24 protein-coding genes are annotated in these 22,902 nt (G+C 67.7%); 16 read left to right on the forward strand and 8 right to left on the reverse strand.

Translation table 11 applies throughout. The features are described 5' to 3' along the window. Window positions 1-2 precede the first annotated feature (2 nt). The 4 genes from ACLBYA_RS11760 to ACLBYA_RS11775 all read left to right on the forward strand — a co-directional run bounded on the left by ACLBYA_RS11760 (window position 3) and on the right by ACLBYA_RS11775 (window position 2,160). Window positions 3-500, forward strand: a complete 498-nt coding sequence (locus tag ACLBYA_RS11760) for an O-acetyl-ADP-ribose deacetylase (protein WP_447709576.1) — start codon at window positions 3-5, stop codon at window positions 498-500. 77 nt (window positions 501-577) lie between these two features. Continuing rightward, window positions 578-1,519 carry a mechanosensitive ion channel family protein gene (locus ACLBYA_RS11765; protein WP_447709577.1) on the forward strand — a complete coding sequence of 314 codons (942 nt, stop codon included), beginning with the start codon at window positions 578-580 and terminating at the stop codon, window positions 1,517-1,519. 36 nt (window positions 1,520-1,555) lie between these two features. Beyond that, window positions 1,556-1,753, forward strand: a complete 198-nt coding sequence (locus ACLBYA_RS11770; RefSeq protein WP_447709578.1) for an antitoxin Phd — start codon at window positions 1,556-1,558, stop codon at window positions 1,751-1,753. Continuing rightward, window positions 1,750-2,160, forward strand: coding sequence for a type II toxin-antitoxin system death-on-curing family toxin (locus ACLBYA_RS11775; RefSeq protein WP_447709579.1), 411 nt, complete (start codon window positions 1,750-1,752; stop codon window positions 2,158-2,160). The genes ACLBYA_RS11770 and ACLBYA_RS11775 overlap by 4 nt, the downstream gene beginning before the upstream one ends. Here the strand turns inward: ACLBYA_RS11775 and ACLBYA_RS11780 are convergent. Both ACLBYA_RS11780 and ACLBYA_RS11785 read right to left on the reverse strand, forming a co-directional pair. Then, a complete protein-coding gene (locus ACLBYA_RS11780; RefSeq protein WP_447709580.1) occupies window positions 2,123-3,742 on the reverse strand; it encodes a peptide chain release factor 3 in 1,620 nt (539 codons plus the stop codon). The two genes, ACLBYA_RS11775 and ACLBYA_RS11780, sit on opposite strands and share 38 nt — an antisense overlap. A gap of 44 nt (window positions 3,743-3,786) precedes the next feature. Further along, entirely contained in the window at window positions 3,787-4,611 is an 825-nt protein-coding gene (locus ACLBYA_RS11785; RefSeq protein WP_447709581.1) for an oxidoreductase, read from the reverse strand. Between ACLBYA_RS11785 and ACLBYA_RS11790 the strand changes: the two genes are divergently transcribed. Together ACLBYA_RS11790 and ACLBYA_RS11795 are read left to right on the forward strand one after the other, a co-directional pair. Continuing rightward, window positions 4,595-4,771 carry a hypothetical protein gene (locus ACLBYA_RS11790; protein WP_447709582.1) on the forward strand — a complete coding sequence of 59 codons (177 nt, stop codon included), beginning with the start codon at window positions 4,595-4,597 and terminating at the stop codon, window positions 4,769-4,771. The two genes, ACLBYA_RS11785 and ACLBYA_RS11790, sit on opposite strands and share 17 nt — an antisense overlap. A 25-nt stretch (window positions 4,772-4,796) precedes the next feature. Beyond that, window positions 4,797-5,477 (forward strand): YceI family protein, encoded by a 681-nt coding sequence (locus ACLBYA_RS11795; protein ID WP_447709583.1) that lies wholly within the window; start codon window positions 4,797-4,799, stop codon window positions 5,475-5,477. A 79-nt stretch (window positions 5,478-5,556) separates the two neighbouring features. Here ACLBYA_RS11795 and ACLBYA_RS11800 read toward each other — a convergent pair whose 3' ends face one another. Further along, window positions 5,557-7,320, reverse strand: coding sequence for a sulfatase-like hydrolase/transferase (locus ACLBYA_RS11800; RefSeq protein ID WP_447709584.1), 1,764 nt, complete (start codon window positions 7,318-7,320; stop codon window positions 5,557-5,559). Between the two features lie 105 nt (window positions 7,321-7,425). On the opposite strand from ACLBYA_RS11800, the gene ACLBYA_RS11805 reads away from it, so the two are divergent. Further along, window positions 7,426-7,692 (forward strand): hypothetical protein, encoded by a 267-nt coding sequence (locus ACLBYA_RS11805; protein ID WP_447709585.1) that lies wholly within the window; start codon window positions 7,426-7,428, stop codon window positions 7,690-7,692. Window positions 7,693-7,757: 65 nt separating this feature from the next. After that, a complete protein-coding gene (locus ACLBYA_RS11810) occupies window positions 7,758-8,753 on the forward strand; it encodes a DUF2993 domain-containing protein (protein ID WP_447709586.1) in 996 nt (331 codons plus the stop codon). 110 nt (window positions 8,754-8,863) lie between these two features. Here the strand turns inward: ACLBYA_RS11810 and ACLBYA_RS11815 are convergent, their stop codons facing one another. Further along, a complete protein-coding gene (locus ACLBYA_RS11815; protein ID WP_447709587.1) occupies window positions 8,864-9,370 on the reverse strand; it encodes a hypothetical protein in 507 nt (168 codons plus the stop codon). A 375-nt stretch (window positions 9,371-9,745) separates the two neighbouring features. On the opposite strand from ACLBYA_RS11815, the gene ACLBYA_RS11820 reads away from it, so the two are divergent. After that, window positions 9,746-11,506, forward strand: a complete 1,761-nt coding sequence (locus ACLBYA_RS11820; protein ID WP_447709588.1) for an N-acyl-D-amino-acid deacylase family protein — start codon at window positions 9,746-9,748, stop codon at window positions 11,504-11,506. Further along, a complete protein-coding gene (locus tag ACLBYA_RS11825; protein ID WP_447709589.1) occupies window positions 11,503-12,054 on the forward strand; it encodes a chorismate mutase in 552 nt (183 codons plus the stop codon). The genes ACLBYA_RS11820 and ACLBYA_RS11825 overlap by 4 nt, the downstream gene beginning before the upstream one ends. Here ACLBYA_RS11825 and ACLBYA_RS11830 read toward each other — a convergent pair. Continuing rightward, window positions 12,051-13,499 (reverse strand): PTS transporter subunit EIIC, encoded by a 1,449-nt coding sequence (locus tag ACLBYA_RS11830; RefSeq protein WP_447709660.1) that lies wholly within the window; start codon window positions 13,497-13,499, stop codon window positions 12,051-12,053. The two genes, ACLBYA_RS11825 and ACLBYA_RS11830, sit on opposite strands and share 4 nt — an antisense overlap. Window positions 13,500-13,644: 145 nt before the next feature. On the opposite strand from ACLBYA_RS11830, the gene ACLBYA_RS11835 reads away from it, so the two are divergent. The 3 genes from ACLBYA_RS11835 to nagA are packed head-to-tail and all read left to right on the forward strand — an operon-like array spanning window position 13,645 to window position 16,034. After that, a complete protein-coding gene (locus tag ACLBYA_RS11835; protein ID WP_447709590.1) occupies window positions 13,645-14,106 on the forward strand; it encodes a PTS sugar transporter subunit IIA in 462 nt (153 codons plus the stop codon). Then, a complete protein-coding gene (nagB, locus tag ACLBYA_RS11840) occupies window positions 14,106-14,891 on the forward strand; it encodes a glucosamine-6-phosphate deaminase (protein ID WP_447709591.1) in 786 nt (261 codons plus the stop codon). The genes ACLBYA_RS11835 and nagB overlap by 1 nt, the downstream gene beginning before the upstream one ends. Then, a complete protein-coding gene (gene nagA / locus ACLBYA_RS11845; RefSeq protein WP_447709592.1) occupies window positions 14,892-16,034 on the forward strand; it encodes an N-acetylglucosamine-6-phosphate deacetylase in 1,143 nt (380 codons plus the stop codon). It begins immediately after the preceding gene. On the opposite strand, the gene ACLBYA_RS11850 is transcribed toward nagA, so the two are convergent. Beyond that, a complete protein-coding gene (locus ACLBYA_RS11850) occupies window positions 16,031-16,264 on the reverse strand; it encodes a hypothetical protein (protein ID WP_447709593.1) in 234 nt (77 codons plus the stop codon). The two genes, nagA and ACLBYA_RS11850, sit on opposite strands and share 4 nt — an antisense overlap. Window positions 16,265-16,565: 301 nt before the next feature. Here ACLBYA_RS11850 and ACLBYA_RS11855 point away from each other — a divergent pair, with 301 nt between their 5' ends. Further along, complete coding sequence (locus ACLBYA_RS11855; RefSeq protein ID WP_447709594.1) at window positions 16,566-19,814, forward strand: beta-propeller fold lactonase family protein; 3,249 nt, start codon at window positions 16,566-16,568, stop codon at window positions 19,812-19,814. Between the two features lie 22 nt (window positions 19,815-19,836). Beyond that, window positions 19,837-20,232 carry a DUF2237 family protein gene (locus tag ACLBYA_RS11860; protein ID WP_447709595.1) on the forward strand — a complete coding sequence of 132 codons (396 nt, stop codon included), beginning with the start codon at window positions 19,837-19,839 and terminating at the stop codon, window positions 20,230-20,232. On the opposite strand, the gene ACLBYA_RS11865 is transcribed toward ACLBYA_RS11860, so the two are convergent. Further along, window positions 20,229-21,920 (reverse strand): patatin-like phospholipase family protein, encoded by a 1,692-nt coding sequence (locus tag ACLBYA_RS11865; protein WP_447709596.1) that lies wholly within the window; start codon window positions 21,918-21,920, stop codon window positions 20,229-20,231. The genes ACLBYA_RS11860 and ACLBYA_RS11865 overlap by 4 nt on opposite strands. A 9-nt stretch (window positions 21,921-21,929) precedes the next feature. Next, the gene (locus tag ACLBYA_RS11870; RefSeq protein ID WP_447709597.1) at window positions 21,930-22,121 is read right to left on the reverse strand and encodes a hypothetical protein; all 192 of its coding nucleotides are present in this window, start codon (window positions 22,119-22,121) and stop codon (window positions 21,930-21,932) included. Window positions 22,122-22,189: 68 nt separating this feature from the next. On the opposite strand from ACLBYA_RS11870, the gene ACLBYA_RS11875 reads away from it, so the two are divergent. Then, a complete protein-coding gene (locus ACLBYA_RS11875) occupies window positions 22,190-22,819 on the forward strand; it encodes a GNAT family N-acetyltransferase (protein WP_447709598.1) in 630 nt (209 codons plus the stop codon). Window positions 22,820-22,902 lie beyond the last annotated feature (83 nt).

Raw genomic sequence — 22,902 nt, forward strand, 5'->3', positions numbered from 1 at the left:
TCATGCCGACCATCACCGCCGTGCACGGCGACATCACCAAGCAGAGCGTCGACGCCATCGTCAACGCCGCCAACAACGCGATGCGTGGCGGCGGGGGAGTCGACGGCGCCATCCACCGCGCCGGCGGCCCCGCGGTGCTCGACGACTGCATCAAACGGTTCCCGAACGGTCTGGCCACCGGGGATGCCGGCTGGACCACCGCCGGTCGGCTGCCCGCCCGCTGGGTCATCCACACCGTCGGCCCCAACTACTCGGCCGGTCAGCGCGACCGGACGTTGCTGTTGTCCTGCTACGCGCGGTCCTTGCAGGTGGCCGATGAGCTGGAGGCCCGCACCATTGCCTTCCCGCTGATCAGCGCCGGCATCTACGGATGGCCCAAAGGCGATGCCATCAAGGCCGCCATCGACACCATCGCCGCGGCCGAGACGAATCTCACGCAAGCGCACATCGTCGCCTTCGACACGGCGACGTTCGAGGCGGTCCGGGCACAACTGGGCTGAACGCACGTGACGCAAGTGGCTGCTGTGGCATTGCGACACCCGATTGACGCGCAGCCGTAGTGGGTACGGTCGAAAACATGGATGTGGTCAATCTTGCTTTCGAATGGACGGACACCAACAGACACTGGCTCATCGAAGTCCCCATCCGAGTGGCGGTATACATCCTGGTCGCGCTGGTCGCGCGCTTCATCGTGCACCGCATGATCGACCGCGCCACCCTCGCACGTGCGCCCAAGGACACCGGGGTCGAATCCAAGCGGCCCGCCCTGCTCAGGGGACTGCGCGACCGCGCCGGCTCCTCGTCCAACGCGGCCCGGGTCGCCGCGCGGCGCCAGCAGCGGGCCACCACCATCGGGTCGGTGCTGAAGTCGACGGTGTCGATCGTGCTGCTGGTCTGGGTGGTGCTCAGCGTCCTGAACGTGTTCGGGGTGAACATCGCACCATTCATTGCCTCGGCCGGCGTGGTCGGTCTGGCCATCGGTTTCGGTGCGCAGAACCTGGTCCGCGACTTCGTAACCGGGGTGTTCATGCTGCTGGAAGACCAGTACGGCGTCGGCGACACCGTCGATCTGGGTGAGGCCAGTGGCGAGGTGGAAAGCGTCGGCCTGCGCATCACCACGGTTCGCGATATCGACGGCACGCTGTGGTACGTCCGCAACGGCGAGATCGCCCGCGTCGGCAACATGAGCCAGGACTACGCCGTCGCCCGCATCGAGGTGCCGGTCGCTCTGAGTGCCGACATGCACCAGGCCGAGCAGGTCGCCTTGGAGGCGGCACGCGAGGCGATCAAGGACGAAACGATCGCCGCCAAGGTGATCGGCGAGCCGGAGATGCTCGGGGTGCAGTCCATGTCACCGGAACAGGTGACGCTGCGACTGACCCTGAAGACCAAACCGAACGCGCAGTGGTCGGTGCAGCGCCGGTTGCGCCGCGAGATCCTCAAGGCCTACGACGAGCACGGCATCGACCTGCCGTACGCGGCGCTGCGGCCGCCGGTTGCGGTTGGGGCCGAGGAATAGGTACCGGTTTCGGTACCAATCCAGGTACGGTGGTGTATGCCCTCGCTGAACGTGGATTTCGATGACGCCGAGATGGAGCAGATCCGCGCAGCGGCGAAGGCCGACGACCTGTCGCTGAAGAAGTTCGTGCACGCAGCGGTCATGGAGCGGGCAAGCATGCATCGGCGTCGGGTCACCGAGGCGGCCCGGATCGTGGCCGAAAGATCGGCCGAACTGAACCGCCGCCTGGCGTGACGGAATACCTCGACCGCGAGGATGTGCTGACCGCTGGGTCGATCGCGTTCGGTGCCGAGCTCGCGGTCCGGGACTACGGCTTGCTCGACGCCGCTGGTGCCCGCCCGCAGGCGACGGTTTTCGGCGTCGATGCCTACCCACAGTTGTGGGACAAAGCTGCGGCATTGCTGCAATCGCTGGCGCGCAATCACGCGCTCGTCGACGGCAACAAGCGCACCGCCTGGGCGGCGGCGTGGACTTTCCTGTTCATCAACGGCGTCGAGTTGGCACCTGACTTCGATGTGGATCGAGCCGAGGATCTGATGAACGAGGTCGCGACCGCCGACTGCGGCCTCGATTACATCGCCGAGGTACTGACGGGTTTTGCGGTTACCCGTCCGCCGCGGCCACCAACGACCGCAACTTGATCGTCGGGTTGTCCCGCTCGAAACCCTGCAGCCGCCACGGCGTCGAGAACAGCACCAACAGCACCCCGTCGGAGCGGGTCAGCACCTCGGCGGACACCTGCTTGTTCATGAACTCGGCGTCCTCGGGGTCGACGATGCGCGCCACCTGATACGGCAGCGACTCCAGCGTGATGGCCGCCCCGATCTCGGTCTCCATCCGGTGGCTGGCCACCTCGAACTGCATGGGTCCGACGGCAGCGAACACCGGCGCCTGCTCGCCGCGCTTGTCCGAGCGCAGCACCTGCACCACGCCCTCCTGGTCGAGCTGCTCGATGCCCTTGCGGAACTGCTTGTGCTTGCTGGGATCCTTGCCGCGGACCACCGAGAAGTACTCCGGCGAGAAGCTCGGGATGGGCGGAAACACCACGGGCACATCGCGATACAGCGTGTCACCGGGACGCAGCGCGGCCGCGTTGGCCAGCCCGATCACATCGCCGGGCCAGGCGTCGTCCAGCGTCGAGCGCTGCTGGCCGAACACCGACTGCGCGTACTTGGTCACGAACGGCTTTCCGGTCCCGGCGTGGGTCAGCACATCACCACGCTCGAACGTCCCCGAGCACACCCGCGCATAGGCGATCCGGTCGCGGTGCGAGGAATCCATCCCGGCCTGCACCTTGAACACGAACGCGCTGAACGGTGACGTCACCGCCCGCGGCGCCCCCTCGACATCGACGATCGCACCGGGGGACGGCGCCAGGTCGACCAGCACGTCCAACAATTGGTTCACTCCGAAGTTCAGCGCCGCCGAGGTGAACAGCACCGGCGAGGACGCCCCGGTCAGGAACGTCTCGCGGTCATAGTCCGAGCCGTCCATCGACAGAAGTTCGGATTCCTCGACGGCGGTGTCCCAGTCGTTGCCCGCGGAGTCGTGGGCCTGCTCGGCGGAGATGTGCTCCTCCGGGGCGGCGGTCGCACCACCGGCGGTGCGGGTGAACTTGATGTAGTGCCCCTTGCGGCGGTCCATCACGCCGTGGAAATCGCCGGCGATACCCACCGGCCAGGTCAGCGGGGTCGTGCGCAGCCCGATCCGCTCGTGGATCTCGTCCATCAACTCCAGCGCGTGCCGGCCGGGGCGGTCCCACTTGTTGATCACCGTGATGATCGGGATGCCGCGATGCTTACACACCTGGAACAGCTTCAACGTCTGCGGCTCAAGGCCTTTCGCGGCGTCGATGAGCATGACCGCGGCGTCGACGGCCGTCAGCACCCGGTAGGTGTCCTCGGAGAAGTCGGCGTGACCGGGGGTGTCGAGCAGGTTGATCACGCAGTCGCGGTACGGGAACTGCAGTGCGGTCGAGGTGATCGAGATACCGCGGGCCTTCTCCATCTCCATCCAGTCAGACACGGTGGACTTGCGGCCCGCCTTGCCGTGGATGGCACCGGCCTCGTTGATCACCCGGGCATGCAGCGCCAGCGCCTCGGTCAGCGTCGACTTACCGGCGTCGGGGTGGCTGATCACGGCGAAGGTGCGCCGCCGGGTCGCCTCCTCGGCGACCTTGGCGGCGGATTTGGTCTCGGCGGTGGTGACGGCGTTCTCGGTCATAACACTTCCGATGATATTTGCCCAGGTCGGTAATCCGATAATCGCTAGAAATCGGTCCCGGCGCTCACGCTTTCCCAGGCGGCGATCTCGGCGGCCCGGGTGTCGGCGACCTGCCGATACAGGGTCAGCGCGTCGTTGCCGAGCAGCAGGAAGCCCGGCGGTTGTGCTGACTCGACCGCGGCGATGATGGCGGCGGCGGCCTTGACGGGATCACCGGTCTGGGTGCCGTGCACGGTGTTGTTCTCCTTGCGGCGCTTCCCAGCGGTCTCGGCGTAGTCGGCGATCGGGGTGGCCGACTGGGTGAGTGAGCGGCCGGCGAAGTCGGTGCGGAACTGGCCGGGCTCGACAATGGTGACCGAGATGCCCAGCGGTGCAAGCTCACCGCGCAACGATCCGCTGAGTCCCTCGATCGCGGCCTTGGCCGCCGCGTAGTACCCGGACCCGGCCGGGGTGATCTGCGCGCCGATCGAGGAAACGTTGACGATGGCCCCGGAGCGGCGGGCCCGCAGCCCGGGCAGCACGGCCTTGATGGCATTGACCGTGCCGAAGAAGTGGGTGTCGAACAGGGTGCGGATATCGGCGTCGTCACCCTCCTCGACGGCGGCCCGGTAGCCGTACCCGGCGTTGTTGACCAGCACGTCGACGCCCGAGAACCGGTCTTCGGCCTGCTGGACCGCATCGTTGATCTGCCCGACGTCGGTCACGTCGAGCGCGACGGCGAGCACCCGGTCCGGGGTGGCATCGGCGAGGTCCTGCACCCGGCTGACATCCCGGGCGGTGACCACCGCGTTGTGGCCGGCGGCGATGACCGCTTCGGCAAGAGCACGTCCGAGTCCGGTGGAGCATCCGGTGATGAGCCAGGTCGACATGGGCGCCAGTATGCCGGTGCACCCTGTGTGCCCCGCCGCCCACCTGGATGCCCGCTACACGACCCCGGCCCGCGAGTTCGCCGACCGCAAGGCCCAGCTGCTGGACCGCGCCGACGCGCTGGCGTACCTGAGCAATTTCGGTCAAGATCACCCCGGGTAGCCGGCTGTTTTGTCACCATCAACTGGTGCGCAAGGCGATCTCGATCGTGGCGGGTGTGCTGGTGGTGCTGCTCGTCGCTGCCGTCGCGCTCAGCCCGTGGGCGTACAAGACCTATATCGAAGGCCCGCCGGACCCCGTCCTGGCCCTGTCGGCCGAGACCAGGCCCGCGAGCACTGGCATCGACGGATCCTGGGTGGTGCAACCCGGCGGGGTGGCCGGCTACCGCGTGCAGCAGGAACTGTTCTGGCAACTGGTCGACGTCACCGGCCGCACCGATGCCGTCACCGGCCGCGTCGATGTCGTCGAATCCCGTTTGCAGTCAGCGGAATTCACCGTCGATGTCGCCACCTTCGACTCCGGGCGGCCGGGCCGCGACGAACGCTTCCGCAGCACCGACGCGCTGGACACCGCGACCTTCCCGTCCGCCACGCTCGTCGTCAACACCCCGCTGGACCTGTCGGTCATCCCCGATGACGGCAGCCCCGTGGCTCTGGACATCCCGGGCCACCTGACTCTGCACGGCATTTCCCAACCGGCCGTCGCCGCCACCGAGATCCGGCGCAGCGGCGACCGCGTCGACATCGCAGGCACCATCGTCATCCGGTTCTACGATTTCAACGTCGACCCGCCCCGGCCGTTCGCGTCGCTGCTGGAGGTGCAGCCGGTGGCCACCATCGAGTTCCTGGTGCAGCTGGCCAAGCGGTGACGCTGGCGCCCCGCCAGATTGCAGTTATCGACACAAAGTGCGGAGTAAGTGCCCCAATGACGGCAATCTCGAGCGCAGGTCAGCGCCGCCACCGCGCGAGAAACCCCGTCCGCGCTGCCGGCGCCTGCCGCCGCACATACGGCCACGGGTTGTTGCGCTCGGGCACCGCGGCCGCCCGCACCTGCTTGAGCTGGGTCCGCAGCTCGGCGCGGACTTCGTCGAGCGTCGGATCGTCCCACCGGTTGCGCGCCTCCCCCGGATCGCCGGTCAGGTCGTAGAGCTCCCACTGATCGTCGAGCACATCGCTGCGGTAGCGCTGCGCCCCGCGCCCGGTGTAGGCCAGCTGCCGCACCCCCGGCTCGGTCCAGGTGCCCGGATCGTCGAAGGTGCGCACCAGCTTCCACAGTCGACCGTCCACCCGCGCCACCAACCCCTCGAAGTTGCCGGCGACATCAACGGGCACCCGGATCCGCAGCGGCGCAGGAGGATTCACATCACGGCCCAGCTGTCGCGCCAGACCCGACGCCCCCGAATCGCCCTCCAGCACATTGTCGCGGGTCAGCAGATACACCGCACGGTCCTCATCTGCCGGCGCGCCGTCCACCACCGGCATCAGATCCCGGCCCGGCAGCGGATGCACCTCGCTGAACTCGGCCGCCAACTGCGCGGCCACCGCCGGCACGTCCACCCCGGCCGCGCCGAGCAGCGTCGGCACCAGATCCACATGGGAGGTCGGCGCATCGACCACCCGGGCCGCCGTCGCCGCGGCACCGGTGCGGGCGATGACAAACGGCACCCGGGTTGCCTCGTCGTACAGGTTGAACCACTTCTGGTGCAGCCCACCGTGCGCGCCGAGCAGCTCTCCGTGGTCTGAGGTGCGCACCAGCACCGCCTCGGTCGACCCCGCGGTGACGGCGCGGCGCACCCGGTCCAGCGGGCCGTCCACCTCGGCGTGCAACCGGTAGTACAGATCGCGGTACTCCTGCGCCTTGGTCCGGTAGGTGCGGGCCACCGCGCGGGTCGGCCCGTACCCGGAGTAATAGGCATCGCGGAACGCGGCCTGCGCGGCCGGCTTGTCGTGCAGATCCTCACTGGCGGTCGGTGCCGCGGGCACATGCGGGGGAGTCGCTCGCGTGAGCTGCGGAGTCCGCCGCGACCACGCCGGAAACAGCACGATGTCATGGGGATTGACGAAACTGGCCACCAACAGGAACGGTTTGAGCGCCGCGGCATCACCGGCCCGGCGGCGAGCGTAACGGTCTTCCAGCCACGTCACGATCCGGTCGGCGAACAGCGGGTCACGCCGAAAACCGCTGTTGGCCATCAACGCTCCGTGTGGCTCCGGTCCGACCCAGCCGGAGAACCCGTACGGTGCCAGCGGATCGGCATCCAGGTAGGCCTGTACGGCTTTCGCGTCGACATTGCCGTCGTCATCGTTGGTGGCCAGGATCTTGCCCGTCACCGGATCGGTCAGATCGGCATGCGAGATATGCCATTTGCCGTCGTAGTGGGTGTCGTATCCGGCTGCGCGGAACCAGTTTCCGAGGGTGGGCACCTCACCGCGGCGCAGCCAGCGCAACCGGGAATCGTCATACCGTTTACCCAGCCCGTCGGTCTGGGTGACCCCGTGCAGGTCCGGGTATTGCCCGGTGAACAGCGTCGGCCGGCTCGGCACACAGGCCAGCGATCCGGTGTAGTGCCGGGTGAAGCTGACCCCGTTTTCGTCGAACCAGCGCCGCCCGGTCAGCACCCGCTCCCGCCAGGCCAGCACGTCGGCCGACTCGTAGGGCGGCACGGCGCGTTCCTCGTCGGTCATCAGGATGACGATGTCGGGGTTTCCCATGCGTCACATCCAACACCGAATTGTTGGGATCGGTAGCGAATGCGGCTCGCTGTACTTGTGCCATGACGCAGCCGATGTGGCGGCGCACCACGAAAGGAAGCAGACATGAACCTGATCCCCGCCCAGCTGCAGGACCTGACCAAGCGCGTCGAGCGCACCCCCGCCCTGGTCATCGCCATCTTCGCGGGCCTGAGCGTGCTCTGGTCGATCTACCGGCTGTTGTGGCTGGTGTACGCCGGTTTCGCGCTGTCGAGCTTCGGGCTGTCGCCGATCTCGCTGATCATCTCCTTCGTGGTGTGGATCGCCGTCGCCGCGGCGTCGGGCCTGGTGGCATTCGCCTTCTGGACCCGGTACTCGACCGCGGAGCAGTAGCCGGGGGAGCGCGCCGGCGGGAGACTTCGGTTTCCCGCCGGCGTCGTTTTCGGCAGAATCGGGTGATGCCGCCCACGCCGCCCGGACCGCCGCCACCGGACCCGCCGCGCGACCCGGCCACGCGTCGGCTCCCGCTACCGCCCAACCCGAATTCGCCGACCCAGCGCATCCCGCGGCCCGAGCCGCCCACCCAGCAGATCCGGGTGCCCGAACCGCCCACCCAGCAGTTCCGGGTGCCGGACCCGGCGACCCGCAAGATCCCGGTGCCGCCCCCGCCGCCCATCCCGCCGCCACCGCTGCAGAACCTGCCGCCCGGCCCGCAGCCACCCGAACCGCCGGCCAAACGCAACCGGCAGACCCTCGTGCTCATCGCCGTCATCGTGGTCGCCGCGCTGATCGGCAGCCTGGCCGGCGCCGAACTCTATGCCCGGCACCGGGCCGACGTTGTGCTGTCGGCCATCACCGACTGCCTGGTCGAGGACACCGCCGAGGCCTCGTTCGCGGTGAACCCGCCGTTTCTGTGGCAGTACCTGACCGACAACTACGCCGATATCGCGGTGGTCACCACCGGCGACCGGGTCCAGGCCGCCAAGGGGATGACCGCCGACGTCACGCTCAGCGATATCGACTTGGCCGAATCCGCCGACTCCAAGGGCACCATCGGATCTGTGCGGGCCATACTGTCCTGGACCGCGGACGGGATCAAGCAGACCGTCGCCGAGAATCTGCCGGTCGTCGGTGATCTGGTCACCGGGGTACGCACCGACGCGGCCGTGGGCACGTTGATCCTGGACGCGAGCGGGGGAACGACGATCACCGCCAAACCTGAGGTCCGCGACGGTGGCCTGCAGCTTGTTGTGCAGGATGTCGCCGGGGTGTTCGACAAGGACACCGTGCAGACCGCCCTGGACGGGCTGACCACCCAGCTGAACGACAACTTCCCGCTCGGCATCAAGGCCGACAGCGTCGAGGTCACCGATACCGGTGTGGTCGGCACATTCTCCAGCACGGATGCCACCATCCCGTCCGGGGACAGCGACCCCTGCTTCGCAGACCTATAAACGGGACAGGCTCCCCACCACGGTGAAATCCGGTTGCACGATCACGGTCTGGCCGCGCAGCCACCGGGGGGTGTCTCCCGACACGATCTGCGCGCGTCCGCTGCCGGATCTCAGTGCACAGGCACGGTCGGCCGCCTCCTGAGCCGCGACATCACCGCTGTCCAGGTGCGATGACATACCGAGCGGTCGGTGTGCTGCGACAGCACCGGGATGTACAGCCAGCCCATGCCCCGAAGGAACTCCGCCGTCCGGATGATGTGGGCGCACTGCGCGTCGGTCAGGTCGCAATCGACGGCGACCTTGAGGTCGGACCATCCCATGGCGACCACGCTGTCATCCCAGCCGTCGAAGATGCGAATCTGGAAGTGGGTGGGGCGAATTCCGTTGTCATGCAGCAGCAGCCGGACCCTCGTCTGTTCCGGCGTTGTCGCGCGCGGCTCGACGTCCAGCAGCGTGTCGCCGGCCGTGCTGATGGCGCGGGTGCCCCGGTACCGCTCGGCCAGTTGCCAGATGCTGTCCATGCTGATTCCTGTTGCCGCCATGAACGGCTCGAGCAGCGCGACGGCCGTGAGGGCCGCGCTGCCGACGATGGGTTCGCGGCTCGTGTTCCATGCCATGAGGTCATCGTGGGCGCGGGCACCGACATTTCGGTGCGCGCGTGGATGCCGGGCCGTGGATAACCCATCCGGGGTTCCGGCCCAGATAGGACTCGTGATGCTCTGACGAGATCGACACCGGGGTCGCGGTTTGGTGTGGAGCTCGTGGAATCCACGACCCTCAGGTCGATCTCGTGCCGAGTTCGATCTGAAGGTTGCGCATTCTGGGCCGTGGGTCGGTAATCGCGACCGTGAGGTCGATCTCGTCAGAGCGTCTCGTGGGCGTCTCGGTTCCAGACCCCGGGGGCACCTATCAGTGAACACTTTTCGAAATCTGCCTAGTCGGGGTGTGTGGACCTGTTAGACACGACGGCAACGGGTCCGAAGGAGCGGGACATGTTCGATCTCAAGATCATCGGCGGGACGGTGGTCGACGGCACCGGCACCGACCGGTTCACCGGCGACATCGCGGTCAAGGACGGCAAGATCGTGGAGGTCAGACGGCGCGGGCCCGGCGATCCGACGCTGAACGGTGAGGCCGCCGAGACCATCGACGCCACCGGCAAGATCGTCGCCCCCGGGTTCGTGGACATCCACACCCACTACGACGGGCAGGTCAGTTGGGACGACATGCTGGAACCGTCGAGCAGTCACGGTGTCACCACCGTCGTCGCCGGTAACTGCGGTGTCGGGTTCGCCCCGGTGCGCCCCGGCCAGGAGCAGTGGCTCATCGAGCTGATGGAGGGTGTCGAGGACATTCCCGGCACGGCCCTGACCGAGGGCATCACCTGGGGCTGGGAGAGTTACGCCGAGTACCTCGACGTCATCGGCCGCCGTGAACTCGCCGTCGACATGGGTAGCCAGATCGCGCACGGCACCGTCCGCGCTTACGCCATGGGGGAGCGGGGCGCCCGCAACGAACCCGCCACCGCCGAGGACATCGCCACCATGGCCCGCATCGTCCGCGACGCCATCGAGGCTGGGGCGCTGGGCTTTTCGTCCTCACGCACACTGGCCCACCGCGCCATGGACGGGGAACCGGTGCCGGGCACCTTCGCCGCCGAGGACGAACTGTTCGCGCTCGGGCGGGCCACCGCGGCCGGCGGCGGCGCGGTGTTCGAACTCGCACCGCAGGGCGCAGCCGGGGAGGATATCGTCGCACCACGCAAGGAACTGGAATGGATGCGCCGCCTCGGTGAAGAGATCGACTGCGCACTGAGTTTCGCGCTCATCCAGGTCGACGCCGACCCGCAGCTGTGGCGCGAACAACTCGACCTGTCGGCCGCCGCGCACGAGGCGGGCAGCCGGCTGCACCCGCAGGTCGCCGCCCGCCCGTTCGGCATGCTGCTCGGATTCCCGGGGCATCACGCGTTCACCCACCGACCCACCTATCGTCGGCTCAAGACCCAGTGCAGTCGCGAGGAACTGGCCGCCCGACTCGCCGAACCCGCTGTCCGGCAGGCGATCTTGACCGAGGATGATCTGCCGCTCGATCCGAACGTGTTGTTCGACGGGATGTTCGCACTCGCCCAATACTCCGCGGACCGGCTGTACTCCCTGGGTGAACCGCCCGATTACGAGCCGACCAAGGACAAGACGGTGGCCGCCATCGCCGCCGACCGGGGCCAGGATGTGTTGGCCGCGATGTACGACCTGATGCTTGGCGCCGACGCATCGACCATGCTGATGCTGCCGATGTTCAACTACGCCGAGGGCAACCACGACGCCATCCGGGAGATGATGACCCATCCCGCCGGGGTGCTCGGCCTGTCCGACGGCGGCGCACACTGCAGCATGATCTGTGACGCCTCCTATCCGACCTTCCTGCTGACACATTGGGCGCGTGATCGGCACCGGGGTGCGAGACTTCCCCTGGAGTATGTGATCCGTAAGCAGTCCCACGACACCGCGCAGCTGTTCGGGCTGGCCGACCGCGGTGTCATCGACATCGGAAAGAAGGCCGACCTCAACGTGATCGACCTCGACGCGCTGACCCTGCACGCACCCCGGATGGCCTACGACCTGCCGGCCGGAGGTCACCGACTGGTCCAGGGCGCCTCCGGCTACACCGCGACCATCGTCAACGGCGTCGTCACCCGCCGCGACGGCGCGGACACCGGCGCGCGCCCGGGCCGACTGGTGCGCGGCGCCCGGTGAGGCGCGCCGCCGCCGTCGCCCTAACTCTGGCGTGGTGCGCCTGCGCACCGACGGCGACCGCCGATGTGCTCAGCCCGCTGCTGCCGCTCGTCGATGCCGCCGCCCAACGCCTGCAGACCGCTGACCCCGTCGCCGCGTCGAAGTATCTGACCGGCGGCCAGATCGAGGACCCGGCCCGCGAACAGCAGGTGCTCGACACCGTCGCGGCCGCCGCGCAGGCCCAGGGCGCCGACCCAGCATACGTACGGGAGGTGTTCCGCGACCAGATCGATGCGACGGTGTCGTTGCAGCACAGCATCTTTGCATTCTGGAAGCTCGACCCCGCCGCCGTCCCGGCCACCGCACCCGACCTGGCCGCCACCCGCGTCACCATCGACGAGCTGAACCAGACCATGGTCAGCGAGATCGCGCAGCGCTGGGACGATCTGCACGCCCCGAGCTGCCCGGCCGAACTCGCGGCATCGGTCAACGAGGCCGCCGTCAACCGCGGCCTGGATCCGGTGTACCGCCGCGCACTGGAGCACGCGACACACGATTACTGCCGCTAGAGCACCCCGAGAATGTCGTTCTTCAGCGCCTCGGCCTCGGTGCCGAACACCGCCTGCACGTTGTTGCCGACCTCGATGACCCCGGCCGCGCCCAGGGACTTCAGCCGGGCCTGATCGACCTTGGCCGGATCGGCCACCTCCATCCGCAGCCGGGTGATACAGGCGTCGACGTTGACGAGGTTCTCCCGGCCGCCGAACGCGGCGATGACCTGTTCGGTGCGGCCGGCCTCGGCGCGATCGGTCACCGCGGTCGTCGACGCGGTGCCCTCGCCCAGATTGGCAGCCTGCTCGGCCTCGAACTCCTCCTCGGGTTCGCGGCCCGGGGTGCGCAGGTTCCACCGGGTGATCGCGAACCGGAACAGCAGGTAGTAGATGACGAAGAAGACCAGGCCCATCCCGACCAACAGCGGGATGTTCTTGGCCGCCGGGGCGCCGCCGTAGAGCAGCAGGTCGATCAGGCCGGCGGAGAACGAGAACCCGAGGTGGATGTCGAGCACGTAGGCGATCGCCAGCGACAGGCCGGTCAGCACCGCGTGGATGACGTACAGCGGGAATGCCACGAACATGAAGGCGAACTCCAGCGGTTCGGTGACACCGGTGAGGAACGCCGTCAACGCCGCCGCCGACAGGATGCCGACCGCCACCTTGCGCTGTTTCTTGTTGGCCACGTGGATCATCGCCAGCGCGGCGGCCGGTAGACCGAACATCAGGATCGGGTAGAAGCCCGCGGTCAGGTGCCCGCCCGTCGGATCACCGGCGGCGAACCGGGTGAGCTCACCGGTGACCACCCCGTCGGGCGTCTCGTAATCGCCGTACAGGAACCAGATATAGGAGTTCGGGATGTGGTGCAGACCGACCGGGATGAGCATCCGGTTGGCGAACCCGTACACGAACGCACCGATCGCTCCCGCACCGCCGATGAACTGACCGAGGCTGGTCAGGCCGGCGTCGAAGATCGGATAGAAGTAGCTCATCGCGAACGAGACGAACAGGCTGGCCAGCGACACCACGATCGGTACGAACCGCCGACCGCCGAAGAAGCCGAGATACGAGGGCAACTCGATGGTGTGGTACTTGTCGAACAACCATGCCGTCAGCAGGCCGATGACGATGCCGCCGAACACGCTGTAGTTGATCTGCGCCTGTTCACCGGCCTTGTCCAGGATCCCGTCGAGCACAAACGGGGACATGGTCTCGAAGACCTTGTCCATCACCAGATAGCCCACGACGGCCGCCAAAGCCGTGGAACCGTCCGCCTTCTTGGCGAACCCGATGGCCACACCGACGGCGAACAACAGCGCCAGATTGTCGAACAACGCGCCGCCCGCGGCGCTCATGGCCTGGAAGAACGGCCCGACGACCGGGGCCTCGATACGGCCCAGCAGATCGGGTTGGCCCAGCCGCAGCAGGATGCCGGCCGCGGGCAAGACCGCGATCGGCAGCATCAGGCTCTTGCCGAGCCGCTGCAACTGTGCGAACCCCGGAATTCGCGGACTACTTTGAGTTTTCGATTTCCCGCCCATTCACCGGAGCTTAAACGAGAACGCCGGAAGCCAAGACCGTGTTCGGCGACGCTCGTAGGGTGCAACCATGACGACATCCGTTCTTGCTCCGGTGCCCGGCCGCGCGGTGGCCCTCGGCGATGTCCCTGATCCGGTGTTTTCGCAAGGCATGGTGGGTTTCGGTGCGGCGATCGACCCGCCGCACGAGGTCATCGACGCCGTCGCACCGGTCAGCGGCACGCTGCTGAAGCTGATGCCGCACGCCTATATCGTGCTGACCGCCGACAAGGTCGGTGTGTTGGTCCATCTCGGCCTGGACACCGTCGCGCTGAGCGGCGAGGGTTTCACCACCCACCTGGAACAGGGTGCGCAGGTCACCGCCGGTCAGCTGATCATCACCTACGATGTCCCGGCGATTCTGGCCAAGGGGCTCAACCCGATCGTGCCGGTGGTGATCATGGACGAGCGTGAACCCGGCAACATCGCGGTGACCCCGCCGCTGGGCGCGAACCTGGCCGCCGGTGCCGGGCTGTTCACGGCGAGCAGCTGATGGAGGTCATCATCGCGCCCGATGCGGCGACGATCGGCACCATCGCCGCGGATGCGATCGAGGCGCTGCTGGGGCGCAAACCCTACGCCGTGCTGGGGCTGGCCACCGGGTCCTCGCCGCTGTCGATCTACGATGAGTTGGCGACTCGGTATGCCGCGGGCCAACTTTCGTTCGCCGATGTCCGCGGGTTCACCCTCGACGAGTACGTCGGCATCCCCGCCGATCACCCGGAGCGCTACCGCAACGTCATCGACACGGTGTTCGTCTCCCGGGTCGATTTCGCCGACGGCGCCGTGCAGGGACCCGACGGGCTGGCCGATGACATCCCGGCGGCCTGTGCCGCCTACGAGGCGGCCATCAGGGCGGCTGGGGGAGTGGACCTGCAGATCCTCGGGATCGGCACCGACGGGCACATCGGCTTCAACGAGCCCGGGTCGTCGCTGGCCTCGCGCACCCGGATCAAGACGCTGACCACCCAGACCCGCACCGACAACGCCCGCTTCTTCGACGACGACATCGACGCCGTCCCCACACACTGTCTGACCCAGGGGCTCGGCACCATCATGGACGCCCGGCACGTCATCCTGGTGGCGACCGGCCGCAGCAAGGCCGAGGCCGTCCACCACCTCGTCGAGGGTGCGGTGAGCGCGATGTGGCCGGGCACCATCTTGCAACACCATCCACATGTCACGGTGCTGCTCGACGAGGCCGCCGCCCGCCGGCTGCAACTGGCCGAGTACTACCGCGAGACCTACCGGTCCAAACCCGACTGGCAGGGCATCTGAGTGCTGCTCACCGCTGACACCCTGCTGACCGGTGCAGAACTGTTGCGGCCCGGCTGGATTGACGTGTCGGCAGGTTCGGTACGCGCGGTCGGTGCCGGCGATCCGCCTGGGCCGGTGGATCACGCGCTGGGTGCGGTGACCGTCGTGCCGGGGTTCGTCGACACCCATCTGCACGGCGGGGCCGGTGCGAACTTCACCGCGGGCGATACCGAACGGACCGCCACCGCCGCCGGGCTGCACCGCAGGCACGGCACCACCACACTGGTCGCCTCGTTGGTGACCGCCGGTCCCGAGGAGCTGCTGCGCCAGGTGTCCGCGCTGGCCGCCGATGTGCGTGCCGGTGTGCTGGCCGGTATCCACCTGGAGGGGCCGTGGCTGTCCGAACAGCGTTGCGGTGCGCACGAACCCGCGCTGATGCGGGACCCGGACCCGGCCGAGATCGACTCGGTGCTGGCCGCCGGTGCCGGCGCGGTGCGGATGGTGACCCTGGCACCGGAACGGGCAGGCGCATTTGAGGCGATCGAGCAACTGACCGCGGCCGGTGTGGTGGTCGCCGTCGGGCACACCGAGGCGACCTATGCGCAGACCCGCGCGGCCATCGACGCCGGCGCCACCGTCGGCACCCACCTGTTCAACGCCATGCGACCGATCGACCGGCGCGAACCGGGTCCGGTCATCGCGCTGCTGGAGGATCCGCGGGTGACCGTCGAGGTGATCACCGACGGGGTGCACGTCGACCCGGCGATCTACCGGCACATCACCCAAAGTGCGGGGCCGCAACGGGTATCGCTGATCACCGATGCCATGGCAGCCACCGGCATGTCCGACGGCTTCTACGAACTCGGCCCGCTGGGGGTGCAGGTGCTCGACGGGGTGGCGCGGGTTGCCGGGACCGAGACGATCGCCGGCAGCACGGCGACCATGGATCACGTGTTCCGGTTCGCGGTCACGCACAGCGGGCTGGAGCCGGATGCGGCGCTGCAGGCGGCAGTCGCGCAGTCCTCGGTGAATCCGGCGCGGGCGCTCGGCCTACCGGATGCCCGTCTGATGCCCGGGACGGCTGCCGACCTGGTGGTGCTGGACACGCAGCTGGCGGTGACCGGGGTTCTGCACCGCGGCGTGTGGGTGGTCGGCCCGGTCTAGCGCGAGCAGCTGCCGCCCAACGCACAGGGCAGCACGGCGTCCATCCAGCCGTGGTTGTTCTGCAGGTTCGCGAGCAGCCAGGCCGCCAGGGCGACAGCCGAGAACGCGCCGGCGGTGAACAGCACGACCACCAGCGCGAGCAGGGCGATACCCGCCGGCGAGCCGCTCGCCATCAGGCGGACCGCGCGCACCATCACGTCGATGACCCGAACCATGAACATCAGCACCACGCGATCACTGTAAACCCCCGAAGTTCCTTGCGAACGCAAGAAGTTTCGTCTGCGGGAAAGTGGCAAGCGGAGCTAAGGCTTCGCCGAACGTCGTTATGCCGCAAACTCCGCGAAAAATGGCAGATATAGCAAACAATAAGTGAATCTAAATAAATCGTGATCGCCACTCGCAAATGGCGTGATTACCAGCACGTTTGGGTGAAATTCATTGATTTAGCATGCATTTCGACGGCGAATTGGCCATGATCGCGAATGAAATAACCAAATACGAGGTTCGCCTCTGATGTCGACGGGCTGGCTCATGGCAACTGATTATGCAAAGCACGTCGGTCGTATCGGAGTGCTGGCGGTGTCGCTGGGAATCGGATACGCGGCCCTCGGTGTGCCCGCGATCGCCCAGGCCTCCACCGACGCCGACAGCTCGGATACGTCCACCGCGTCCCAGTCTTCGTCGCCGTCCGAATCCCCATCCGATTCGCCGGCCTCGTCGTCGCCGGACCCGAAACGCGAACCGGATCCCGAACCTGCGGACGAACCCGACGACCAACCCGACGACCAACCCGACGACGAACCGGACGTCGACCTTCCGGAGGCCGCTGAACCGGAACCGGCCGACACCCCCACGCCCGCCACCGTCCGCAAGCGCTCCGACCGCGACCGCAGGGCCACCGTCGCGTGCACCACCTGCCGGGACCTTACCCCGAAACCGGAACCGAAGGTCGAGTCCGACCCGGAACCCGAGGCCGTCCGTGCAGCCGCCGGCGAGCCCGCCGCACCGGCCGAAGTCGCCGTCACCGCACCGGCGCCGAGTTCCCCTGAACCGCCGGTCATCCCGGATGTCGTCGCCCCGGCACAGGGGATGACACCGGTGGCCGCCGAGACCGCCACCTCCGACCAGTCCGCCGATACCACGCGCGATATCCCGGTCGAAACGCCGGCCGCGCTCGCCCTGCTGGCCTGGACCCGTCGCCAGACAGAGGAGGCGCTGCTGCCGGCCGCCGCGTCGGACTCGGGAACCGGTACGCCGCCCACGGCGTCACCCACCCAAGAAATCCCGGATCAGGTGACCGGTGTGGTGACCGGCGCGATCAACGGTGCGGTGAACCAGCCGCAGGCCCGAACGGTGTTGACCTACAGCGTCACCGGTGGACCGGGCCAGGGTTCGCTGGTCGTGGATGCGGCCACCGGGCAGTTCACCTACACCCCGTCCGCCGCGGCGCGGTTGGCCGCGGGTATCACCCCCACCGCCGATTTCGACACCTTCTCGGTGGCCGTCAGCGACGGTGTGCAGTCCAGCACCGTCACCGTCACGGTGCCCGTACTGCCCGCCGCATTGTCGGGTCCCAGCTCGAAAGGGGTGGGGTGGAGCCCCGCGGGAGTCTTGGTGTCGGCCACCAAGATCTACGTCACCAACGCCGGCAGCAACACGGTGTCGGTCATCGACCGGGCGACCGGATCGACGAGCACCATCAAGGTCGTCAACGAGCCCAAGGCGATCGCGCTGAGCCAGGACGGCACCCGCCTGTACATCGGCGGCAGCAATGCGGTCTCGGTCATCAACACCGCGACCAACACGGTGCTGACCAAGATCACCACCAATGGTGGCCAGATCTACGGTCTCGACGTCTCCGCCGACGGATCACGGATCTACGTCGCCAACAACGGCAAGAACACCGTCTCGGTGATCAACACCGCCACCAACACCGTCATCGCGACCATCGCAGTCGGCAGTAAGCCCAACGGGCTCGTGCTGGCCGGCTCCCGGCTGTATGTCGCCAACAACAGCGGCGGCACCGTGACCGTCATCGACACCGGCACCAACAAGGTCGTCGGCAGCCCGATCACCGTGGGCGCCAACCCCTCCGAACTCGTCGCCAGCCGCGACGGCGCACGTGTCTACGTCACCGATTACGGCAGCGGCACCGTCTCGGTCATCGACACCGCCACTCACGCCGTCACCGGCACCGTCACCGTCGGCGCGAAACCGCAGGGCCTGGCGCTCAGCCCCGACGGCAGCCTGCTGTACGTCGCCAACGGCCGCGATACCGTCTCGGTCGTCGATACCGCCACCCGTGCGGTCATCCAGACGGTCACCATCGACTCCCGGGCCGAAACCGGTTCGCACCGACTGGCTCTCAGCCCAGACGGCTCGCAGATCTACATCACCGACATGGTCGACAACTCACTGCGCACGCTGACCCTGACCCGCGGTAACACCGCCCCTACTGCAGGCGCTCCGACGGTAGGCACGCCGAACGCCCAGAACGGCGCGGTCACCGGTGATCTCAATATCACCGATCCCGATGGGGACACGCTCACCTACACCGTGACCAAGGCACCGACCGGCGGCACACTGCTGATCAACGCCCGGGGCGGCTACACCTTCACACCCACCCAGGCCGCCCGCGACGCGGCCGCACAGACCCCGGGCATCGACACCGTCACCTTCACCGTCGCCGCCAATGACGGTCGGGTCGGGGCCGCCACGGTCACGGTCACGGTCACGGTGCCGATCGCGCCCAACACCACGACGGTGCCCGGCGACAGTACGTCGTTGCTGCAGAGCATGTTCGACGCGCTGAAACCGGGGGACACCCTGACGCTGGCGCCGCAGACCTACCAGCACTCCGGCGTGCTGACCATCCGGGTCGCCGGGGTGACCATCAACGGCAATGGGGCCACCCTGCACGCCACCAATGACAACACCTCATCGGTGCAGATCCTGGCCGACGGTGTGACCTTGAAGGACATCACGTTGTCCGCGGCGCTGACCGGACCGCGCTACTACGCGCCGCAGCACCACAAGCTGGTCATCATGGCCGACCATGTCACCGTCACCGACGTGACCATCAAGGGCTCGGCCGGCGCCGGGATATACATCGACAACGCAGGGTATTTCGAGCTCACCGATGTCCGGGTGATCCGCTCGCGTGCCGACGGTATCCACATGACCAACGGGTCGCACAACGGCGTCCTCAACAACCCGTACACCGAGTGGACCGGTGACGACGGTATCGCGGTGGTGTCCTATGTGCCCGATGTCGGCGGCACCAGCCGCGACATCGTCATCAACAATCCGACCGTCAACGGCACCACCTGGGGCCGCGGCGTCAGCGTCGTGGGCGGCACCAACATCACCTACAACAACATCACTGTCCGCGATACCGACTCGGCCGGTGTCTACATCGCCACCGAGTGGAGCTATGACACCCGGTCGGTGGACGGGGTTCGCATCAACGGCGGTACCGTCACGAACGCCAACACCAGCGCCACCGTCGTGCACGGCGCGGTCCTGGTGTACGCCGGAAATGCCGGCACCAGCATCCGTAACGTCACCTTCGAGGGTCTCACCGTCACCGGCACCCCACTGGGTGCGGGCCGCATCCTCGGCATGATCGCCGAGAACGGGGCCACCGTCAGCGGCATCACCTTCAGAAACCTGACGCTGCAACGCTCCAACACCATCGCCGCGGCCTACACCAACGTGGCGCGGTCGCTGTATCAGATGATCGGTGTGGCCCTCAACGGAGTGGCGGTCACCACGCTCTGAGCCCGACGAGCATGATGGGGGCATGCCCGAACACCCCGAACTGAACGTGCTGGGCGGCCCACTGGAGCCGTGCGGCAGCGATCCGGTGACCGGCTTCTACCGCGACGGCTGCTGCTCGACCGGCCCCGAGGACGCCGGTATGCACACCATCTGCGCCGTGGTGACCGCGGAATTCCTGGAACATCAGCGGTCGATCGGCAACGATCTGAGCACCCCGATGCCGCAGTACCGCTTTCCCGGCCTGGTGCCCGGTGACCGCTGGTGTGTCACCGCGGTCAACTGGCTGCGGGCCTATCAGGACGGCTTCGCGGCCCCGGTGGTGATGGCGTGCACGCATGAACGCACCCTCAACATCGTGCCGCTGGAGGTGCTGGCCGAACATGCCGTCGACGTCCCGGACGACGCCAGCGATCTCTAGGTGATGTGCCGGTTGCGCCACCGCTGCAGCCGGTTGCGTGGCCGCTGCACCTCGGAGAGCACCGTGCTCATCGGGGTGGCTGTATCTCGCGCGGCCCGCGTGCCGTTCGACGGCAGCGTGTCCTCCCACCAGATCGGCTGCAGCAGTGCCGATGTCACCGGAATAGCCTTGTCTACCCGCTTGTGGCCCCATGCGCAGGCCCGGTCGATGGAACCGGCCGACGGTGCCAGGTTCACCGGTGAGAGCGTCGGCGCGAACCGGACGACGTGATCGGAGTAGGGCAGATTGCGCACCATCTGCAGCTGGATGGCCTGCGCGATGGGCGCCAGCCACAGATGCCGTGGATCCCACTGCGGATGGAAACAGTCGAAGGCCAGATAACACGCGTTGCGGCTGCCGAGCCTGCCGTCGCGAATTCGCTTCCAAGCCAACTCGACCGGCACATTGCTCGCGGTGCCACCGTCGACGATCGCCGCCACATCGTGGGTGGACAGCACCTCGTCAAGGATTCCGACCATCCGCGGATCACGGGTCTCGTGGTGCAGCACCCCGGGGATCGCCGACGAGAACGATGCCGCGTCAACGACGTTGAAGTCCCTCGTCAGTTCGTCACCGCCGACGACGATCGCCTTCACCACGCGGGAGTCGATGAACGCCGCGGCCTGCCACATCCGCGCGGCGACCTCGGGGCCCATCCCGATCGGCAGGAACGGCAGCGTGCGCAGCCGCAGCACGGCAAGCTCCTGATGGCGGAACTTCGCGGGGAGCGCGGCGAACGGCTGCCTGCGCACACCGGCGATCACCGCCTCGAACGGGATGCCGAGATCAGACATCCGCATCTGTTCCCCGTCGGCGCGGGTGAACAGCGCACGGGCGAACTCGTCGAAGCGCAGCGAGAACATCCCGGTCAGGCCATGCCTACGGTGCAGCTGTTCGGGTCCGAGGATGGCGCGGTAGGAGACCGTCTTGGCCCAGTCCACATACTCCTCGATGGGCACCGGCAGCGAGCGCGCCATCACCGCACCGATCACCGAGCCGATCGACGACCCGATAATGTAGTCGGGGACCTGGCCGGCCTCCAGCAGCCGCTGCATGCCGCCGATGTAGACGAACCCGGCGCCACCACCGCCGCCGAGCACCGTCACCAGCTTCTTGTGTCCGACCTCGGCGTCGAGTTCGGCCAACGAGAATTGGTCGGCATGCCGTTGCGCCAGCAGTGTGCGCTGCTCGTCCTGGTCCTCGGACAGTGCGTCGAGAATGTGGCGGGCATCGCGCAGCGCGCGGATCGGGTCGCGGTCCTCGCGCAGCGGGCCGTGCAGGGTGTTGGCGACCCGGGTGCGCCAGCCGACGAGCTCGTCGGCCACCGCCACATCACCGCGGCCCCGGGTGCCGCCCGGGCCGGCGGCGCCCGGCTCGAACTCGGACAGTTTGGCGAAGTTCAGCAGGTAGCGCAGCCGGCGCAGCTGCTCGTCGCTGAGTACATCGGGGGTGCCCAGGTGCAGCCGGACCAGCCGGTTCTCCAGTTTCTGCAGGGCCAGCGCCGGATCGGTGGTGGGCAGCTCGGCGTCCAACGCCGCGACGTTCTCCTGCTCCTCGGCCTCGAGGATCGCTTCCTCGTTCGTGTGCTCGTCGGGGACCCGGCCACGGCCCAGCCGGCTCAGCGCGGCGTCGACGATCGGGATCTGCACAACCTGACTCTAAGCCGAACCATCCCGGGCTCCGACGTAGGCCAGCAACGCCGGGTCGCTCGAGGTGAACCGGTCGACCTCCTCACCGCCGTCACAGCGCAACAGTGCGATCGTCAGCTCGCCGGGACGGCGCGCCACCACCTGCCAGTGCGCGCCGGTGTCCTCCCAGCGGCGCAGTTCCTCGACGTGATCGCGGGTCATGATCTCAGCCTCGCATGTGTGGCGTAGCCGTCCTCAACTTCCACCGTTTCGGTAGGCTCGGCGATCAAATGATCGAGACTGACGAGGCGCTGCCGATCCTGCCGCGCGAGCTGACCGACACTCCCGACGACGTGCGTCGGGTCGGCCCTCCGCTGACACCTTTCGTCAAAGAGCCCTACGGCGTGCGAGTGGCCGACCCCGACACCGACGCCGAGATGATCTCGCAGTGGATGAACATGCCGCACCTGGTCGAGGCGTGGGAGTACGACTGGCCGCCCGAGAGGTGGCGGCTGTACCTGAAAGCCCAACTCGCCGGGACGTTCTCCCGTCCGTATGTCACCAGCCGCAAGGGTGAGGACATCGGCTATGTTGAGGTGTACAGGGCCGCAAAGGATTCCATCGCGACCCGATATGAGGCGCACCCGTACGACCTGGGTGTGCATGCCGCGATCGCCGACACCAAATTGGTCAACCGCGGCATCGCGCCGTTGATGCTGCCCAAGTTGATGGCCGATATCTTCGCCCAGGAGCCGCAGTGCCGGCGGGTGATGTTCGATCCCGATCACCGCAACACCGGCGCGCGCCGGCTCGTCGAGTACGTGGGGTGCACGTTCCTCGGCGAACATCAGATGTCCAACCGCAAGATGGCGCTGTATGTGTTCCCGCGTACCCCGGAGGACATCCCGGCGCTGCGCTGAAGTTTTTCCGGCGAGCAGACGCAAATGGTCGCAAATCCCTGGGGAAATGCGACCATTTGCGTCTGCTCGCAAGGGGGAGGTGC

Source organism: Mycobacterium sp. C31M, from assembly GCF_053345865.1.

Bases quoted from the DNA above. Each gene is read 5' to 3' on its own strand.
- ACLBYA_RS11810 (WP_447709586.1), top strand. From the start codon at position 7,758: ATGCCGCCCACGCCGCCCGGACCGCCGCCACCGGACCCGCCGCGCGAC.
- ACLBYA_RS11855 (WP_447709594.1), top strand. From the start codon at position 16,566: ATGGCAACTGATTATGCAAAGCACGTCGGTCGTATCGGAGTGCTGGCG.
- ACLBYA_RS11765 (WP_447709577.1), top strand. From the start codon at position 578: ATGGATGTGGTCAATCTTGCTTTCGAATGGACGGACACCAACAGACAC.
- ACLBYA_RS11790 (WP_447709582.1), top strand. From the start codon at position 4,595: ATGAGCCAGGTCGACATGGGCGCCAGTATGCCGGTGCACCCTGTGTGC.
- ACLBYA_RS11835 (WP_447709590.1), top strand. From the start codon at position 13,645: ATGACGACATCCGTTCTTGCTCCGGTGCCCGGCCGCGCGGTGGCCCTC.
- ACLBYA_RS11760 (WP_447709576.1), top strand. From the start codon at position 3: ATGCCGACCATCACCGCCGTGCACGGCGACATCACCAAGCAGAGCGTC.
- ACLBYA_RS11875 (WP_447709598.1), top strand. From the start codon at position 22,190: ATGATCGAGACTGACGAGGCGCTGCCGATCCTGCCGCGCGAGCTGACC.
- ACLBYA_RS11780 (WP_447709580.1), bottom strand. From the start codon at position 3,742: ATGACCGAGAACGCCGTCACCACCGCCGAGACCAAATCCGCCGCCAAG.
- ACLBYA_RS11785 (WP_447709581.1), bottom strand. From the start codon at position 4,611: ATGTCGACCTGGCTCATCACCGGATGCTCCACCGGACTCGGACGTGCT.
- ACLBYA_RS11820 (WP_447709588.1), top strand. From the start codon at position 9,746: ATGTTCGATCTCAAGATCATCGGCGGGACGGTGGTCGACGGCACCGGC.
- nagB (WP_447709591.1), top strand. From the start codon at position 14,106: ATGGAGGTCATCATCGCGCCCGATGCGGCGACGATCGGCACCATCGCC.
- ACLBYA_RS11830 (WP_447709660.1), bottom strand. From the start codon at position 13,499: ATGCTGCCGATCGCGGTCTTGCCCGCGGCCGGCATCCTGCTGCGGCTG.
- ACLBYA_RS11870 (WP_447709597.1), bottom strand. From the start codon at position 22,121: ATGACCCGCGATCACGTCGAGGAACTGCGCCGCTGGGAGGACACCGGC.
- ACLBYA_RS11860 (WP_447709595.1), top strand. From the start codon at position 19,837: ATGCCCGAACACCCCGAACTGAACGTGCTGGGCGGCCCACTGGAGCCG.
- ACLBYA_RS11770 (WP_447709578.1), top strand. From the start codon at position 1,556: ATGCCCTCGCTGAACGTGGATTTCGATGACGCCGAGATGGAGCAGATC.
- ACLBYA_RS11815 (WP_447709587.1), bottom strand. From the start codon at position 9,370: ATGGCATGGAACACGAGCCGCGAACCCATCGTCGGCAGCGCGGCCCTC.
- ACLBYA_RS11800 (WP_447709584.1), bottom strand. From the start codon at position 7,320: ATGGGAAACCCCGACATCGTCATCCTGATGACCGACGAGGAACGCGCC.
- ACLBYA_RS11805 (WP_447709585.1), top strand. From the start codon at position 7,426: ATGAACCTGATCCCCGCCCAGCTGCAGGACCTGACCAAGCGCGTCGAG.